Annotated in this window: 15 protein-coding genes; 8 read left to right on the top strand and 7 right to left on the bottom strand. The window is 71.7% G+C overall.

Features of this window, described 5'->3' with window-relative positions:
• Positions 1-175: 175 nt before the first annotated feature.
• On the bottom strand, positions 176-1,975 hold the full coding sequence (locus ABTX62_RS13335) for a S8 family serine peptidase (RefSeq protein WP_352116272.1): 1,800 nt from the start codon (positions 1,973-1,975) through the stop codon (positions 176-178).
• A gap of 360 nt (positions 1,976-2,335) precedes the next feature.
• On the opposite strand from ABTX62_RS13335, the gene ABTX62_RS13330 reads away from it, so the two are divergent.
• The gene (locus tag ABTX62_RS13330; RefSeq protein ID WP_352116271.1) at positions 2,336-3,256 is read left to right on the top strand and encodes a lytic polysaccharide monooxygenase; all 921 of its coding nucleotides are present in this window, start codon (positions 2,336-2,338) and stop codon (positions 3,254-3,256) included.
• 18 nt (positions 3,257-3,274) lie between these two features.
• Here the strand turns inward: ABTX62_RS13330 and ABTX62_RS13325 are convergent, their stop codons facing one another.
• Positions 3,275-3,916 (bottom strand): Tat pathway signal sequence domain protein, encoded by a 642-nt coding sequence (locus ABTX62_RS13325; protein ID WP_352116270.1) that lies wholly within the window; start codon positions 3,914-3,916, stop codon positions 3,275-3,277.
• Positions 3,917-4,582: 666 nt separating this feature from the next.
• Between ABTX62_RS13325 and ABTX62_RS13320 the strand changes: the two genes are divergently transcribed.
• The 7 genes from ABTX62_RS13320 to ABTX62_RS13290 all read left to right on the top strand — a co-directional run bounded on the left by ABTX62_RS13320 (position 4,583) and on the right by ABTX62_RS13290 (position 11,276).
• Positions 4,583-5,257 (top strand): DUF6230 family protein, encoded by a 675-nt coding sequence (locus ABTX62_RS13320; protein WP_352116269.1) that lies wholly within the window; start codon positions 4,583-4,585, stop codon positions 5,255-5,257.
• A complete protein-coding gene (locus tag ABTX62_RS13315) occupies positions 5,257-5,700 on the top strand; it encodes a DUF6114 domain-containing protein (protein ID WP_352116268.1) in 444 nt (147 codons plus the stop codon). The genes ABTX62_RS13320 and ABTX62_RS13315 overlap by 1 nt, the downstream gene beginning before the upstream one ends.
• Before the next feature lie 527 nt (positions 5,701-6,227).
• Complete coding sequence (locus ABTX62_RS13310) at positions 6,228-7,232, top strand: substrate-binding domain-containing protein (RefSeq protein WP_352116267.1); 1,005 nt, start codon at positions 6,228-6,230, stop codon at positions 7,230-7,232.
• A gap of 188 nt (positions 7,233-7,420) precedes the next feature.
• A complete protein-coding gene (locus ABTX62_RS13305; RefSeq protein ID WP_352116266.1) occupies positions 7,421-9,898 on the top strand; it encodes a sensor histidine kinase in 2,478 nt (825 codons plus the stop codon).
• A 14-nt stretch (positions 9,899-9,912) separates the two neighbouring features.
• Positions 9,913-10,344, top strand: a complete 432-nt coding sequence (locus tag ABTX62_RS13300) for a roadblock/LC7 domain-containing protein (RefSeq protein WP_352116265.1) — start codon at positions 9,913-9,915, stop codon at positions 10,342-10,344.
• A 1-nt stretch (position 10,345) separates the two neighbouring features.
• Complete coding sequence (locus ABTX62_RS13295) at positions 10,346-10,705, top strand: DUF742 domain-containing protein (RefSeq protein WP_283970397.1); 360 nt, start codon at positions 10,346-10,348, stop codon at positions 10,703-10,705.
• Entirely contained in the window at positions 10,692-11,276 is a 585-nt protein-coding gene (locus ABTX62_RS13290; RefSeq protein WP_352116264.1) for a GTP-binding protein, read from the top strand. Before ABTX62_RS13295 ends, ABTX62_RS13290 begins: the two co-directional genes overlap by 14 nt.
• Positions 11,277-11,287: 11 nt before the next feature.
• On the opposite strand, the gene ABTX62_RS13285 is transcribed toward ABTX62_RS13290, so the two are convergent.
• From ABTX62_RS13285 to ABTX62_RS13265, 5 genes are all read right to left on the bottom strand, one after another.
• Positions 11,288-12,199, bottom strand: a complete 912-nt coding sequence (locus ABTX62_RS13285; protein ID WP_352116263.1) for a hypothetical protein — start codon at positions 12,197-12,199, stop codon at positions 11,288-11,290.
• Between the two features lie 122 nt (positions 12,200-12,321).
• Entirely contained in the window at positions 12,322-13,278 is a 957-nt protein-coding gene (locus ABTX62_RS13280) for an ABC transporter substrate-binding protein (RefSeq protein WP_352116262.1), read from the bottom strand.
• 54 nt (positions 13,279-13,332) lie between these two features.
• Positions 13,333-14,019: an ABC transporter permease gene (locus tag ABTX62_RS13275; protein ID WP_352116261.1), complete on the bottom strand. Its 687-nt coding sequence runs from the start codon at positions 14,017-14,019 to the stop codon at positions 13,333-13,335.
• Positions 14,016-14,717 (bottom strand): ABC transporter permease, encoded by a 702-nt coding sequence (locus ABTX62_RS13270; protein ID WP_352116260.1) that lies wholly within the window; start codon positions 14,715-14,717, stop codon positions 14,016-14,018. The genes ABTX62_RS13275 and ABTX62_RS13270 overlap by 4 nt, the downstream gene beginning before the upstream one ends.
• Positions 14,714-15,838, bottom strand: a complete 1,125-nt coding sequence (locus ABTX62_RS13265) for an ABC transporter ATP-binding protein (RefSeq protein WP_352116380.1) — start codon at positions 15,836-15,838, stop codon at positions 14,714-14,716. The genes ABTX62_RS13270 and ABTX62_RS13265 overlap by 4 nt, the downstream gene beginning before the upstream one ends.
• Positions 15,839-16,006 lie beyond the last annotated feature (168 nt).

Below are 16,006 nucleotides of genomic sequence, written 5' to 3'. Positions count from 1 at the left end.
GCACATCCGGCAAAACAAGCGCGACTGGTGAAAGGAAACAGCGGGTTCGGTATCTAACTGTGGGGGATGTGGGGCCGAACGCAAAGGCGGGCCGGCCGGTGCCCCATCCGCACCGGCCGGCCCGCCCGCTGTGTGGCCTGCCTTGTTCAGCGTTCCCCGAAGAGGATCAGAGTGCTCAGAAGGTCAGCTTCCAGCCGTTGAGGGTGCCCGTGTCCTGCGCCGCGGTGTCCTGGACGCGCAGCTTCCAGGTGCCGTTGGCCACTTCGCCGGAGGCGTTCACCGTGTAGGTGGTGTTCACGTTGTCGGCGGAGTCCGACCCGGCGGACTTCAGGCGGTACGCCGAACCGTCCGGCGCGACCAGGTCGATGACGAGGTCACCGCGGTAGGTGTGGGTGATGTCCACGCCGACCTGGAGGGCCGAGGGGGCGTTGCCGCTGCGGCCGGTGACGCTGATCGGCGACTCGATCGCCGCGCCGTTGTCCGGGATGGCGACGGCGGTGCCGCTGGAGAAGGTCGTGCCGGTGGACGAACCGCCCTTGACGGCCTGGACCGTCTTGGCGGCGTCCGCGAGGCCCGCGCCGCAGCCGCCGGAGCAGGTGCCGGGCAGCGGACGGGCGTTGGCCTTGACGGCCGACTCGATCTGCGCCGGGGTGAGGGCGGAGTTGGCCGACTTCATCAGGGCGGCGAGGCCCGCGACGTGCGGGGTGGCCATGCTGGTGCCCTGGTAGAAGGAGTAGTTCTCGCTCGACGGCGTCTTGGTGCCGGAGTTCAGCGTGGAGAGGATGCCGTTGGCGGTACCGGTGCGGGTCTCGCCGCCGGGGGCCGAGATGTCGATGAGGGAACCGTAGTTCGAGTACGACGCCCTGGCGCCGGAGCGGTTGGTCGCGGCGACCGCGATGACGTTGTTGCAGTTCGCCGGGGAGGCGTTGGAGACGTTCTGGTTCTCGTTGCCGGCCGCGACGACGACCGTGGTGCCGCGGTTCACCGCGCCGTTGATGGCGCTCTGGGTGGCGCTGGAGCAGGCGCCGCCCCCGCCGAGGCTCATGTTGATGACCTTGGCGACGTTGGTGTTGGCGGGCACGCCGGAGACGGTGCCGCCGGACGCCCAGGTGATGGCGTCGATGATGTCGGAGTCGTAGCCGCCGCACTTGCCGAGGACGCGGACCGGGGAGATCTTCGCGCCGTAGGCGACGCCGGCGACGCCCTTGCCGTTGTTGGTGGCGGCGGCGATGGTGCCGGCGACGTGGGTGCCGTGCCAGGAGGAGTTGGACGCCGGGATGCCCGTGCCGCACTCGTTGGCGTTGTACCAGTCGCCCGGGTCGGCCGGGTTGCTGTCGCGGCCGTTGCCGTCGACGGAGACGGCGGTGTCGGAGATGAAGTCGTAGCCGCCGACGATGTTCGCGGCGAGGTCCGAGTGAGCCACATAGCCGGTGTCGATGACGGCGACGGTGACGCCGGTGCCGGTGGTGGTGTCCCAGGCGCCGGGAACGTTCATGCCCGCGGTGGACTCGAAGAGGTCCCACTGCTTGCCGTACTCGGTGTCGTTCGGGGTGACGGCCGTCGGCTTGTTCAGGCGGTCCGGGACGACGTAGGCGACCTGCGGGTCGGCCTGGTACGCGGCGACGACGTCGGCGACGGACGCCCGGGTGGAGTCGGTGCCCAGGTCGACGAGGGCGGCGCCGGTGCCGAGGCGGCGCTGGAAGTCGACGTCCTCGCCCGTCTTCTCGGCCTTGGCCGCGGCGTCGGCGGCGGCGGCCTTGTTGGACGTGGCCTCGCCGGCACCGGACTTGTAGCCGACGATGAGGCGCTCGGCCGTGGTGCCGGGGGCGGCCTCGGTCTGTGCGGCCGGGACGGCGGCCGGGGCGGGGACGGATTCCTGGGCGACGGCGACCGAGGCGGGGGCTGCGGTCAGCAGGGCCGTGGAGACGACGGCGACGGATATCAGCTTCCGCCGGAGCTCTGGGGAGATACGCACGGTCGTTGCCTTTCGTGGCCGGACTCCGGGCTGGGCGGAGCGGCGGTGGAGTCGCTTCGTCCTCGAAGCGGAGGGGGGTGGTTCGAAAAGCGAAGAGCGACGCGATGGCCGGCCAGGCGCGAACAGCCGCTGTCCCGTTCGGGGTTACCTGTGGGTCAGCTGTGCTCGAACGATAGGCAAAGGGAAGGTCACCGGGATACGGGGGAAACCCTCGATCCGGTCGCCACGCGACCCTCTATGGCGGGCAGTTGAGCGCTCAATGGACCCTTTTCGAGCAGGTCGTGGCGTGATGAACACACCGGGCCGGTTTCCCGTACTGCATACCGAACGTCACCGCCCCGGCCGAGGAGACGCAGACGGATGTTTCGTGGACCCGCACACCGCACCGCCCTCGCGGCCGGTCTCGTGACACCGCTGCTGCTGCCGTTGTGGACGGCGGGGACGGCCCGGGCGCACGGCGCGCCGACGGACCCGGTCAGCCGGGTGGTGGCCTGTTCCCCGGAGGGCGGTGACCGCGCCGGCTCGGCGGCGTGCCGTGCGGCCGTCGCCGCGAACGGGGCGCCCTTCACGGCGTGGGACAACCTGCGGGTGGCGAACGTGAACGGCCGGGACCGCGACGTCGTCCCCGACGGGAAGCTGTGCAGCGGGGGGCTGCCCGCCTACCGGGGCCTCGATCTCGCCCGCGCCGACTGGCCTTCGACGCGGGTGGCACCCGGCGCGACGCTCACGATGCGGTACGTCTCGACGATCCCGCACGCGGGCACGTTCCGGATGTATCTGACGAAGCCCGGCTACGACCCGTCCGGGCCGCTGTCCTGGTCCGACCTGCCCGGGAAGCCGTTCGCGGAGGCGACGGACCCGGACCTGACGGGCGGCGCGTACCGCTTCGAGGCGACCCTGCCGTCCGACCGGGCCGGGCGGCACGTGCTGTACACGGTCTGGCAGAACAGCAGTACGCCGGACACCTATTACTCGTGCTCGGACGTGGTGTTCCCGGAGACGGAGAAGAAGAAGGAGCCGCAGCCGGCGGAGGAGAGGGAGGCGGAGCGGAAGAAGCCGCAGGAGGCGCAGGAGGCGCGGCCCGAGCGGAAGGGGGAGGCGGTGAGGAAGGAGCCGGCAGCCGGCCCTGCCGCGCACACCCCCACCTCGCGCCCGCGGGGCGACCGGACGCCCCTGGCCGGTACCTCCGGCCCGTCCGCGCCCATGCTGGCGGGCGGCGCCGCGGCGGTGCTGTTGCTCACCGGCGGCGCCGCCCTGGCCGTTCGGCTACGGCGACGCTGAACTGAGGGACACCGCGGTTCAGTTGACGTGGACGGCGACGCCGCCCGCGGTCACCGGGGCGTACTTGGCGGTGAAGAAGGCGTTGGCGAAGCACAGCGACGAGCCGGACACCTTGGTGAACTGCTGGTTGCTGAAGGAGATGCTGTTGTCGGCGTTGTTCGCCGTGCCGGTCAGCCCGGGGGCCTGGTAGACGCAGGTGATGGAGCCGAGCAGGGTGCGCAGCTTGACGGTGGACTGGACGGTGGAGCCCGCGGCCGGGGTCACGGAGACGGTGCCGTCGGAGGAGACGCTGGTGGTGTAGGGCAGGTTGTCGACGGTGATGCCGCTGACGCCGAGGACTCCGACGACGTTGGTGCTGCAGCCGCTGGTGTCGAAGCTGTGCTGGGTCAGGGACTCGGTGGCGGTGCCGGGAGCGGCCGGGTTGTCGGTGACGGTGGCGGAGAACGCCGACTTGGTGCAGGAGATGCCGCTGGTGCCGGTCGCGCTGGAGTAGAAGGTGGCGGCGGTGCCGCTCGCCAGGGACGCGTCGAGGACGTCTCCGACCGCGACGGCCGCGCCGTCGGTGGTGGTCAGGACGGGGGTGTCGGCCGCGGAGGCGGGGGCGGCGAGGCCCAGGGCGGCGACGGTGGCGGTGAGGGCGAGGAGGGTGCGTGTACGCATGCGGGTGTACCTCTTTCATAGCGGGGGGTGTGGGGTGGGGGTGCGCCGGGCGTCCGCCGTTGCCGGCTCGTCACGCCTTCTCCGTACGTGACGGGCCGGCAGCGGCAGGCCGGTCACCGGCCGGAGGCCCACACGGGAAGGGACCTGCGGCCGGGCCGGGCGGGGGGTGGCCGGTGACACGGCTCCAGGCGAGCGGCCGTGCCGTGGCGGGGGGACTCGGGCGAGGGAAAGCCCGTGCGGACGCACCGGGTGACGAGCTGTCCGTACGGACGCACCGGGTGACGAGCTGCCCGTACGGGGACGAGCGGGTCCGGGGCACGCGGACGGTGCCGCGCGGCGGATCCGGCGCCACGGATCCGGTGGGACGAGGAGAGTTGTAGACCTGTGTCTCCGTCAACGTCAAGGCCTCGCAACGGAGTTGTGTGTTGACTGAGCCTTTCGCGGCATCGGCGACTCACCTGCGGCGCAGAATCGACACTCTTTGTTCACACTTCCCTTGACCCTTGATGTAACCGCCGGTAACTTCCTCGATGGCTACTGCGGCGTAACCAGAAAGCCCTTGCAACCGCCGGGAGTTGCGGGGGATGTGCGTACGCCGTCGATGTCCGCGCCAGGGCAATGGGCCACCGACGTCCCGATCCGCACCCACCCGCACCTGGAGCAGACATGACCTCCTCCGCCGAGCACACCCCCGAGAGAGCCGACGGCGCCGCCGCCCCGGACACCGGCAGCGACGTTCCCGCGCGACGCGGGCGGGTCCGGGCACGCCGGGCCGCGGTGATGGCGGTGCCGGCCACCCTGGTCGCCGCCGGCCTCGCGGTCCTCACCGCCGAGGGGGCGCTGGGCGTCCAGTTCGCCATCTCCGGCATGCCGTTCACCGTCACCGCGACCGAGCTGAACGGCACCGGCTTCGCACAGTTCGGCGGCCTGGACGAGATGGCCGAGGGCAGCCCCAACGCGGGTGACACCGGCGGTCAGGTGCTGGTCGTCACGTCAGTGATCAAGAACGCGTCCCTCACCAAGCTGTGCCAGAGCGTGGATCTGGGCGGTACGAACCTGGTCATCAGGGCGGGTGAAGGGGCGCGGAAGGTCACCGCCAGCGATCTGACGACCGACTCCACCGAGCTGACCGGCGACGCGGCGTTCAACAACATCGAGATCGGCAACGACGCCAGCACGCTCGACAAGGCCGGACCGAAGGGCCGCGGACCCAAGGGCGTGTTCAGCCAGCAGTCCGACACGGTGCACATCGCCAACCTGCGGCAGACCAACTACGCCACGACGGCCGGCGTCTTCAAACTGCCCGGACTGAAGCTGGGCTTCAGCGGATCGGGTTGCTGATGCCGCGCGGTCCGCGCGAGGGGTTCCGGCCCGCCTTCGGGCGGTGGCGGGCCGGCCGGCCGTTCTGGGGCGGGCTGCTGCTCGCCCTGGGCGGCGCGGAGGTCCTGCTCACCCTGAAGGCGTCGCTGGACGTCATCCTGCACGTCGGCATGCAGGGCCTGGCCGGCTATCTGCTCCCGGCCGTGATGCTGCTGTGCGGCGTGCTGATCCTCTTCAACCCCGCTCAGCGCCTGTTCTACTCGGTCGTCGGGGTGCTGGTCTCCCTGGGCACCTGGCTGACCTCCAACCTGGGCGGCTTCTTCGTCGGCCTGCTCCTGGGCGTGGCCGGCAGCTGCCTCGCCTTCGGCTGGCTCCCGGACCAGGAGCCCCGCGTCAGCCGCAGGCAGCGCCGGAAGGAGGCCCGGGCGGAGACCGCGGCCCCGGCGCCGGTGGGGCAGCCCTGAGCCCTGTGGTGAAGCGGCTCCCGCCGCGCTACCGGCCCTGTGTGGCGGCACCGGCGTGGCGGCCCGGGGCTGCTCCCGGGGCCACGCCGCAACCGCCCTCCCTCTTCATGGCCTTGGCCTCGCTCTCGAGGATCCGCATCGAGCGGGCCCAGCCTTCGTGCCGGGTCCGGCAGCGTGTTCTCGCCGTAGACGGCCGGCCCGGGCGGGCGCCCCGAACCGGAGCCGGTCGCGGTGGCGGTGATCGCGAGCGGGAGCCCGGCGCCGCCCCAGTCCACAGGGCGGCCGAACCGCACGGACGGTACGGAAAGCCGAGGTGAGAGCTGTCCCCGGCGCCGCTGTTCGACCGGTCGGACAGATCATCACGATGCGGCACCATCAACTCACTGCATGTGGGCGCTCACTTGACGACCGGTGGTCACACACGGTTGGCTCCGGGCCTACGAGAGTCATCCGGCCGGTGCACACCCTGCGGCCCGCCTGCACTCTCACCCTGCTCTTGCTCGGCCGCACAGCGAGGTCCGCCCCTCATGAACACTCCTCCCCCGCCGCACACCTCCGTGAGACGCATGCGACTCGCGGCCCTGGCGTCCGCCCTGTGCCTGCTGGTGTCCGGCTGCTCCGCCTTCGGCACGGCCGACGACGGGCCGGACACGGCGAGCGGGCCGGGCGGCGGTATGAAGGTCACCCTGGTGACGCACGGCGGCGAGGGCGACGCCTTCTGGGATCTGGTGCGCAGGGGCGCCGAGGTGGCGGCGGCCAAGGACGGTGTCGACCTGACGTACGTCAGCAGCGCCGACCCGGCCGCGCAGGCCGACCTGGTGCGGGAGGCGGTCCGCGACAAGGCCGACGGCATCGCGGTGACCCTGGCCAAGCCGGCGGCGATGCGCGGCCCGGTCGCCCAGGCCAAGGCGGCCGGCATCCCCGTCGTGGGGCTCAACTCCGGTATCGACGCCTGGCGCCCGGCCGGGCTCCTGCAGTACTTCGGTCAGGACGAGTCCGTCGCGGGCCGGGCCGTCGGCGACAAGCTGAACGACCTCAAGGCCGAACACGCCGTGTGCGTGGTGCACGAGCGGGGCAACGTGGCGCTGGAGGCCCGCTGCGCCGGTGTGCGCAAGACGTTCCGCGGCGCCACCGACAACCTGTACGTGGACGGCAGTGACATGAACGCGGTGACCGCCGCGATCGCGGCCCGGCTGCGGCAGGACTCGAGCATCGACGAAGTCGTCACGCTGGGCGCCCAGTACGGGCTCAGCGCCGTCAAGGCGGTGCGGCAGGCCGGCAGCAAGGCCCAGGTCGCCACCTTCGACCTCGACAAGGACCTGGTCAAGGCGGTCCGGAGCGGCCAGGTGCAGTTCGCCGTGGACCAGCAGCCGTATCTGCAGGGTTATCTCGCGGTGGACGCGCTGTGGCTGTACCGGACCAACGGCAATGTCAGCGGCGGCGGGACGGCGCCGGTACTCACCGGTCCCGCCTTCGTGACCAGGTCGAACGTGTCCGCCGTGGCACGGTTCGCGGCCGCCGGGACCCGGTGACCGGAGCTTCCTGTGACGGTGCCGTCAAAGATTCGGTCACGCCCGGCCCGTACGTCCACATGTACGGATAACATCCTGCGCATCCCATGTGCCATACCTGGGAAGGCACCACACCCGCCCCCCTCCCCACCTCTCGCCCCCTCCGTCTCCCCGTTCCCCACCCGCCGCTGATCGCCCCTAGGACGACGATGTCTCGACGGACAGGTGCCCGGCGCCGTCTCGGTTCCATTCGCCTCTCCCTGGTGCTCCTGGCCCTCGTGCCCGGCGTCACCCTCGCCGCCATGTGGGGTGTGACGACGATCCAGATGTTCTCGGAGGGCCTCCGGCTGCGCGACCAGACGGACCTCAGCCGGTCGACCGGCGCCATGGGCACCGACGCGACGCTCGCGCTGCAGCGGGAGCGCAGTCTGTCGGCCGCGTGGCTGGCCTCGCCGAAGGGCTCCCGGGCCGCCCTCGACGCGCAGCGCGCGGAGACCGACAAGGCGGTCGCCAAGCTGGTCGGACAGGCGGACGCGATCGAGAAGGCGCCCTCCCGCATATCCGACCGGCTGTACTCGGTGCTGGGCTCGGTGGGCAGCCTGGAGTACTACCGGGACCAGGTGGACGACCCGACCGACATCACCGCGCAGCAGGCGCTGGACCAGTACTCCTCGATCATCGACGACCAGATCCACGCCTTCCAGGAGCTGTCGCAGGTCGACGACGGCGACCTCACCTCGCAGGCCGGCCCGCTGGTCGGTCTCGAGCACGCGGCGGAGCTGGTCTCCCAGGAGGACGCGCAGCTGACCCTGGCCTGGCCGTCCGGGCATCTGGACGACGAGGCGTGGACGCGGTTCACGGAGTTGGTGAACACGCGCCGCTGGCTGGTCCAGGACCAGGTCGTGCCGCAGCTGACGGGCGACGCGAAGGCGCAGACGGAGCGCATCCTGGCCGGTCCGCAGTGGCAGGCGCTGCAGTCCGTCGAGGACCAGGTGCTGGCGGCGCGCCACTCGGCTGCCTCCGCCGACCGGATCGCCCTGCCGGACGCGCGGCAGCGGTGGAACACCGCCATGGACAAGCTGTCCGAGGAGTACGCGGGCCTCATCCAGCAGCAGACGGCGGGGCTGCTGGAGCGCAGTGCCGAGAAGGCGGACGCCCTGCTGCTCAAGGCGGCGCTGCTGAGTGCCGGCGGGCTGCTCGCGCTGCTGGTGTGCGTGGGCATGTCCTGGCGGATCACCCGTTCGCTGTCCCGGCGGCTGCGCGGCCTGCGCCGGGCCGCCGTCAGCCTCGCGCAGGAGCGGCTGCCCGACGTGGTGGCGCGGCTGGAGCGGGGTGAGACGGTCGATCCGGAGTCGGCGACGACCGAACTCGACTACGGTCACGACGAACTCGGCCAGGTGGCCCGGGCGTTCAACACCGCGCAGCGCACGGCCGTGCACACCGCCGTCGAACTCGCCGACACCCGGCGCGGCTTCCAGAAGATCATCCTGGGTATCGCGCGGCAGAGCCAGAACCTGGTCAACCTCCAGCTGAGCAAACTCGACACGCTGGAGCGTGAGCACACCGACCCCGACATCCTCAAGGGTCTGTACGAACTCGACTCCACGGCCAGCCAGTTGCGCCGCTACGAGGAGAACCTCGTCATCATCAGCGGCGAACGGCCCGGCCGCAGCTGGACCGAGCCGGTCGCGCTGATGGACATCCTGCGCAGCGCGGTCGGGGAGGTCGCCGAGTACCAGCGGGTGGACGTGCTCACCGAGGAGGAGGTGTACGTCGCGCCGCCCGCGGTGGCGGACGTCATCCATCTGCTGGCCGAGCTCATCGACAACGCGACCGCGTACTCCCCCGCCCCGAGTCCCGTCACGGTGCGGGCCGGGATGGTGGCCAGGGGCCTGGCCGTCGAGGTGGAGGACCGCGGCCTCGGCATGTCGGAGGAGGACTACGCGTCCTTCAACGAACAGCTCGCCGTGCCCCCGCAGTTCGACGTGGTGGCGCTCGCCGACGACCTGCGCCTCGGCATGTTCGTGATCGCCCAGCTGGCCCACCGGCACGGCATCGCCGTCACCCTGCGCATGTCGCCGTACGGCGGGACCACGGCGATCGTGCTGATACCGCACGAGATCGTGGTGCGGGAGATCGCGGACGGCGGGGCGCCGCGGGCAGGGGCCGCCTCGGACGGAGCCGGGGTCGACGGCCTCGCGGTCCCGGCCGGCGGTGCGAAGAACGGTGGCACCCCTGAGGGCACGCCGGTGGCGGAAGGACGGGGTGCGATGGACGCCGAGCCGAGTCAGGCGCCGCAGCGCTCCGACGCTCCCGGGGCCGATGGACGCGCCGCCGGGGCCGCCCGTGAGCCCCGTCCCCTCGTCACGGCCCGCACCGCCTCCGCCGCCCCGTCCGCCACGCGCGAGGTCGTCCTCCGCCGGGACGGTCTCGCCCCACTCCCCCGCAGGGTGCCGCAGACCAGCCTGGTGGAGGAGCTGCGCGAGGAGGCGGCGCCCGCCGGTGACGACGGTTCCCCCGACGACTTCACCGCGGAGGCCGCCGCGTCCTCCCTGGCCGGTTTCCAGCGCGGCACACTCCGGGCCCGTGACGACGACGCCGAGCCGCCGTACGACGTGGAAGCGGCCGCGGCACCCGGGCAGGCCGCCGCCGGTCCCGTCCCCCCCACTCCGCCCGCCGACCGCTGACGAAGGACACCGCAATGACACGCCCCATCCCCGCCACGCACACCCAGCTTGACCAGCTGCTGACCGGACTCGTGGAGCGGGTCGCCGACGTGAACCAGGCGGTGGTGCTCTCCGAGGACGGCCTGGTGGTCAGCAGGTCCACCGGATTCCTGCGCGACGACGCCGAGCGGCTCGCGGCGACCGCGTCCGGGCTGATGAGCCTCAGCAAGGGCGTCAGCATGGACTTCCGGGGCGGTCCGGTGCGCCAGGCGCTCATCGAGATGGCCAACGGCTATCTGATCCTGACCTCCGCCGGTCCCGGCGCGCATCTGGTCGTACTGACCGGGCCCGGCGCGGACGTCGGAGTGGTGGCGTACCAGATGAACATGCTGGTGAAGAAGATCGGCGAGCACCTGAGCGCCGCACCGCGGGGCGTGGCCGGCCCCGTCGTCGACCCCGGCGTGTGAGGTGGGCGGAGGTGATGCGGCGGGCCGGCTCGTCAGGCCGTTCGCTCTGACCGGTGGCCGGACCCGGCCCAGCCGCGCCGACTTCACGCTCATCTCGACGGTCACGGCGGTCGATCCGCAGCCCGCCTCGGCCGCGCGGTGCCAGCCCGAGCACACCCGGATCCTGCGGCTGTGCGCCGAGCCGCTCGCCGTGGCGGAGCTGGCCGCCCGGCTCGACCTGCCGGTGAGCGTGGTCGTCATCCTGCTCTGCGATCTGCTGGAGGCGGGCCGGATCACCGTCCGCCCACCGCGCCTCGTTTCCCGCACCACTCCGGACCTGGACCTGCTGCAGAAAGTGAGGGACGGCCTTGGCCGGCTCTGACCTTGCCACTGACGCGTCTTCGGCACCCGACACGGTCAAGATCCTCATCGCCGGAGGCTTCGGCGTGGGCAAGACCACCATGGTCGGGTCGGTCAGCGAGATCGTCCCGCTGCGCACCGAGGAACCCCTGACCATGGCCGGTCTGGGCATCGACGATCTCGACGGCATCGAGGAGAAGCGGGCCACCACCGTGGCCCTGGACTTCGGCCGGATCACCATCAGCCGGGAGCTGGTGCTGTACCTGTTCGGCACCCCCGGGCAGCAGCGGTTCTGGTTCATGTGGAACGACCTGGCGCTCGGCGCGCTGGGGGCGGTGGTCCTGGTCGACGTCCGCAGACCGGAGTCCAGTTTCGCCGCGATCGACTTCTTCGAGCGCCGGGGCATCCCGTTCGTCGTCGGGGTCAACGGCTTCCACGGTGAGCACCCGTATCCGCCCGAGGACATCCGGGAGGCGCTCGCGGTGCCCGAGCACGTGCGGGTGCTGCTGTGCGACGCCCGGGACCGGGAGTCCTGCCGTGACGTGCTGATCGCCCTGATCGACCAGTTGATCGCGTCGGCGGTGCAGGCCTGAGGCGGAACGGTTCAGCTCCGGCCGGGAGCGGCGCCCGGCCACTCGGTGTACGGCACCGGGCGTCCCGTGAACGCGTCCAGGACGACGCGGTCGCCGACCGGCCGGTCCAGCTTCACCGTCACCTTCTCGCCGAGCAGTTCGGTGGTGCAGGGACCGTCCTCGGCGCCCGTCACGGCGGCGGACAGCACCACGCTGCCCTCGGTCTCGTGAGCCGCCACGACGGGGCCGTCGTCACAGGAGCCGTGCTGCGCCACGACGGTGACGGACCGGCCGTCCCGCGCCACCCTCGTCAGGCCGCCGAGCGGCGCCAGCACATCGGATGGCACGTCCGGCCGGAGCGGCCCGACGGGCGGCTCCGGCGGTGCGGAGGGGCTCACCGCGGCGCTCTTCAGCGGACCGGCATAGCCCTCCAGGGTGAACAGCCAGGCCGGGACGGTCGCCGGCCCGCGGGCGGTGAGCACCGTCATCTCCCCCCGCTCGGCCCTGGTGACGGTCAGTCGGGGACCCGGGCCGCTGTCGCGGTCCAAGGTGCGGTAGACCCGGTCGGCCCCCGCGAGGGGCCTGGTGAGGGACGTCCCGTCCGGCCACGTCACCCGGCCGCTCTCGCCCCGGGCGGAGGGAAGGGGTGCCCGCAGGTCGAAGGCGCCGTTCGCGTAGGCGCGCCGGTCGTCGCCGCGCAGGCCCTCCGCGGGCGGTTGGACGACCGGGGCGACGGGGTGGTAGCCCTCGTGCCACCGGGCGGCCGCCCGTGAGCCGTCCCAGGCCTCGGCGACCCGGCGGGCGCGGTCGTCGTCCCGCGCCGGCGGGGTCGGCCGGCCGCCGTCGGCCTCCGCCGGGCCGCAGCCGACGGCGGCACCGGCTCCGGTGACGGACAGGGCGAGGACGAGCAGAAGTCGTGCGGTGCGTGTCCTGTCGGTACGCATGGCTCTCCCAGGGAGTCGCGGTGCCGGGGTGGTTCCCTCCCTGTGACGCCCCACCACCGGCCCGCGTTCGGTCCCCTGCGGATGTGGCCCGGCCCGTCATCCCCTCGCGACGGGCGGCCGGCTCAGACCAGGCCCACCGACTTCAGCCACGCCGTCGCCACGTCCAGCGGGTCCTTCTTCTGGAGCTGCACCTGCGCGTCGAGTTCCAGGAGCGTCTTCGTGTCCAGCTCGGCGGAGACCGCGTCGAGCGCGTCGACACCCTTCTGGGAGAGGCCGCTCTTGTTGACCAGCGGGGTCACGTTCGCGAACCCGAAGAGGTTCTCCGGGTCCTTCAGGACGACGAACTTCTCCTTCACGATGGTCGGGTCCGTGGTGAAGATGTCCGCGGCCTGGACGGTGTTCTGGGCCAGCGCCGCCTGGGTCAGCGGGCCGCCCGCGTCGAGCGCCTTGAAGGACTTGAACTCCAGGCCGTACACGGACTTCAGGCCCTTCAGCCCCTGCTGCCGGGTCTGGAACTCGGGCGAACCGCCGATCACCAGGTCCGGTGCGGCCTCCTTGAGGTCCGCGAGGGTGGACGAGGACGTGAGCCTGTACTTCTTCGCGGTCTCGGCGTTGACGGTGACCGAGTCCTTGTCCTCGGCGGGTGACGACTGAAGGATCGTCAGCTTCTTGTCGAGCTTGGCCTTGACGGCCGCGTTCACCGCCTCGGTGGACTTCTGCTCGGCCTCGGGGTCGAGGTAGGCCAGCAGCGAGCCGTTGTACTCCGGCAGCACGGTGACGGAGCCGTTCTTCATCAGGCCGTAGGACGTCTCACGGCTGCCGATGTTGTGCTTGTAGGTGACCTCGAGGCCCTTGGCCTTGAGTGCCTCGCCGTAGATGTCGGCGAGCAGGGTGCTCTCGGCGAAGTTGTTGGAGCCCACGACGACGGTGCCGGCCTTCGCCTTCTCGCCCGCCAGGGGGTTGCCGGAGGAGTCGCCGGACGAACAGCCCGCGAGCAGCGCCGCCGCGGCGGTGAGCGCGACGGCCGCCGCGCCGGTGTGCCTCGTCCTGGACCTGCTGCTCTTCGCGGTAGAAGTCATTCAACGATCCAATCCAGGCGCTTGATGATCAGTCAAGAGCGTCTTGGTCACGGTTTACCGGGTCGAGGCCGGGTCTCGGCGTCTGCGCACCCCCGGCGACACGGCCACCCGGCCCGCCACCCAGAACAGCGCCAGCGTGACGAGCGCCAGGACGGCGACCAGGGTGGCGCCGCCGACGACCTTCTCGTAGTCGCGCTGGTAGAGCCCGTCGACGATGTAGCGGCCGAGGCCGCCCAGGCTGACGTACGCGGCGATGGTGGCCGTCGAGACGATCTGGATGGCGGCCGAGCGCAGACCGCTGAGGATCAGCGGCAGCGCGACCGGCAGTTCGACCTGGAAGAGGATCCGCGACTCGTGCATACCCATGCCGCGGGCGGCGTCCACCGGGGACGGGTCGACGGTGCGGACGGCCTCGTAGGTGGTCACCAGGATCGGCGGCACGGCGAGCACGACGAGGGGGATCATCACGGGCAGCAGGCCGAAGCCCATCAGGACGACGATCAGCACCAGCAGGCCGAAACTGGGCAGCGCGCGGGCGGCGGTGGCGATGAACGCGAGGGCGTTGCCGCCCCGCCCGGTGTGCCCGGTCAGCAGGCCGACGGGCAGGCCGATCGCGGCGGCGAGGACCAGGGCCAGGGCCGAGTACCGGACGTGTTCGAGCAGGCGTTGCGGGATGCCGTCGTAGCCGTGCCAGTGGGCGCTGTCGCTGAAGAAGGCGTGGACGAAGTTCAGTACGTTCACCGGGTCACGTCCTGGGGGGCGGGCAGCGGCTGCCGCGCTGTCTTGGAGCGCCTGCGGGTACCGCTGGGCATCCAGGGGGTCAGCGCGACGCGCAGCAGCACCAGCAGGGCGTCGCACAGGATGGCCAGGACGGCCGTGGTGATCACGGAGTTCACGGCCAGTTCGGGACGGTCGTACTTCTGCGCGTCGGCGAGCAGGTTGCCGAGGGCGCCCTGGTTGCCGATGAGAGTGCCGACGCTGACCAGGGAGATGCTGGAGACGGTGGCGACCCGCAGCCCGGCGATGATGGCGGGCACCGCGATGGGCAACTGCACCTGGAGGTAGCGGCGTACGGGCCCGAAGCCCATGGCGGTGGCCGCGGCCAGCGTCTCCTGCGGCACGGACCGCACGCCGTCGACGATGGCCGGGACGAGCACCACGAGGCTGTACACGGCCAGCGGGATCATCACGGTCAGCTCGGTCTGCCCGGTGTAGTCGATGAGGACCACGAAGAAGGCCAGCGACGGGACGGCGTACAGGATGGTGGTGGCGCCGAGCACGGGCGGGTACAGCCAGCGGAACCGGACGCAGAGCTGGGCGAGCGGCAGCGCGAGCAGCAGCCCGGCGAGCACCGGCAGCAGGGCCTCGCGCAGATGCAGTCCGATCAGTCCGGTGTAGCTGTGCTGGAGGTCGCTCGGGATGTCGAAGAAACCGTTCACGACGCGACCTTGGCCTCGTCGGCCCGGCCGGCGGCGTGGGCGCCGCGGATCGCCTCGCCGATGGTCGCCTGCGAGACCACGCCGGTCACCCGCCCGGTGTCGTCCACGGCGACGGCCCAGCCGGCCGGGGAGAGCACGGCGCAGTCCAGGGCGACCCGCAGGGAGTCGGTGCCGGGGACGAACGGCCGCCCGTGCGGCAGGAGCCGGCCGGGGTCGAGGTCGCCGGCGGTCAGGTCGTGCGGCTCGGCCCAGCCGAGGGGCCTTCCCTGGGTGTCGGTGACGAGCAGCCAGGGGGCGTCGGGGGCGGCGATCTGCTCGGCGGTGGCGTCCACCGGGATCACCGGGCCGGTGGTCAGCGGGAGTTCGGCGGAGGGGAAGAACGACAGCCGCCGGATGCCGCGGTCGGCCCCGAGGAAGTCCTCGACGAAGGCGTCGGCGGGGCGGGACAGCAACTCGGCGGGGGGTGCGTAATGGGCGAGGTGACCGCCTTCGCGCAGCACGGCGACCATGGTGCCGAGTTTGATCGCCTCGTCGATGTCGTGGGTGACGAAGACGATGGTCTTGCCCAGCTCGTCCTGGATGCGCAGCAGTTCGTCCTGGAGTCCCTTGCGTACGACCGGGTCGACCGCCGAGAACGGCTCGTCCATGAGCAGCACGGGCGGGTCGGCGGCGAGCGCCCGGGCCACGCCGACGCGCTGCTGCTGGCCACCGGACAGCTGGTACGGGTACCGCTTGGCGAGCGCGGCGTCGAGGCCCACGCGCTCCATCAGTTCGGCCGCCCGCGCCCGCGCCTTCTGCTTGCCCCAGCCGAGCACGCGGGGCACGGTGGCGATGTTGTCGAGGATCGTGCGGTGCTGGAAGAGGCCGGCGTTCTGGATGACGTAACCCATGGACCGGCGCAGGGTGGTGACGGGCCGGCGCTGGATGTCCTCACCGTCGAGGAGGATGGTGCCCTCGCTCGGTTCGACCATCCGGTTGATCATCCGCAGGGTGGTGGTCTTGCCGCAGCCCGAGGGTCCGACGAGGACGGTGATCGAGCGGTCGGGTATCTCCAGGGAGAGCCGGTCGACAGCCACCGTGCCGTCCGGATAGCGCTTGGTGACTGATTCGATCCGTATCAAGGCGCCGGAGCCCTTCGGGTTGGCGGAAGCACTGGCCATGGTCGTACGGGCTGTTTCCGGACGAGTCTAGTGTCGCGGCAGGCAACGTTTGCCCGTCAAGGAGCGGCGTCCGGTGCGTGCTCTCGGCGTGCCGGGTGCAAGCCCTCGTACTGGGTGTACTTGGGCTTG

Source organism: Streptomyces sp. NPDC096046, from assembly GCF_040303285.1.
In the GTDB taxonomy this organism is placed as follows: domain Bacteria; phylum Actinomycetota; class Actinomycetes; order Streptomycetales; family Streptomycetaceae; genus Streptomyces.
This window is presented reverse-complemented; position numbering and strand designations above follow the sequence as displayed.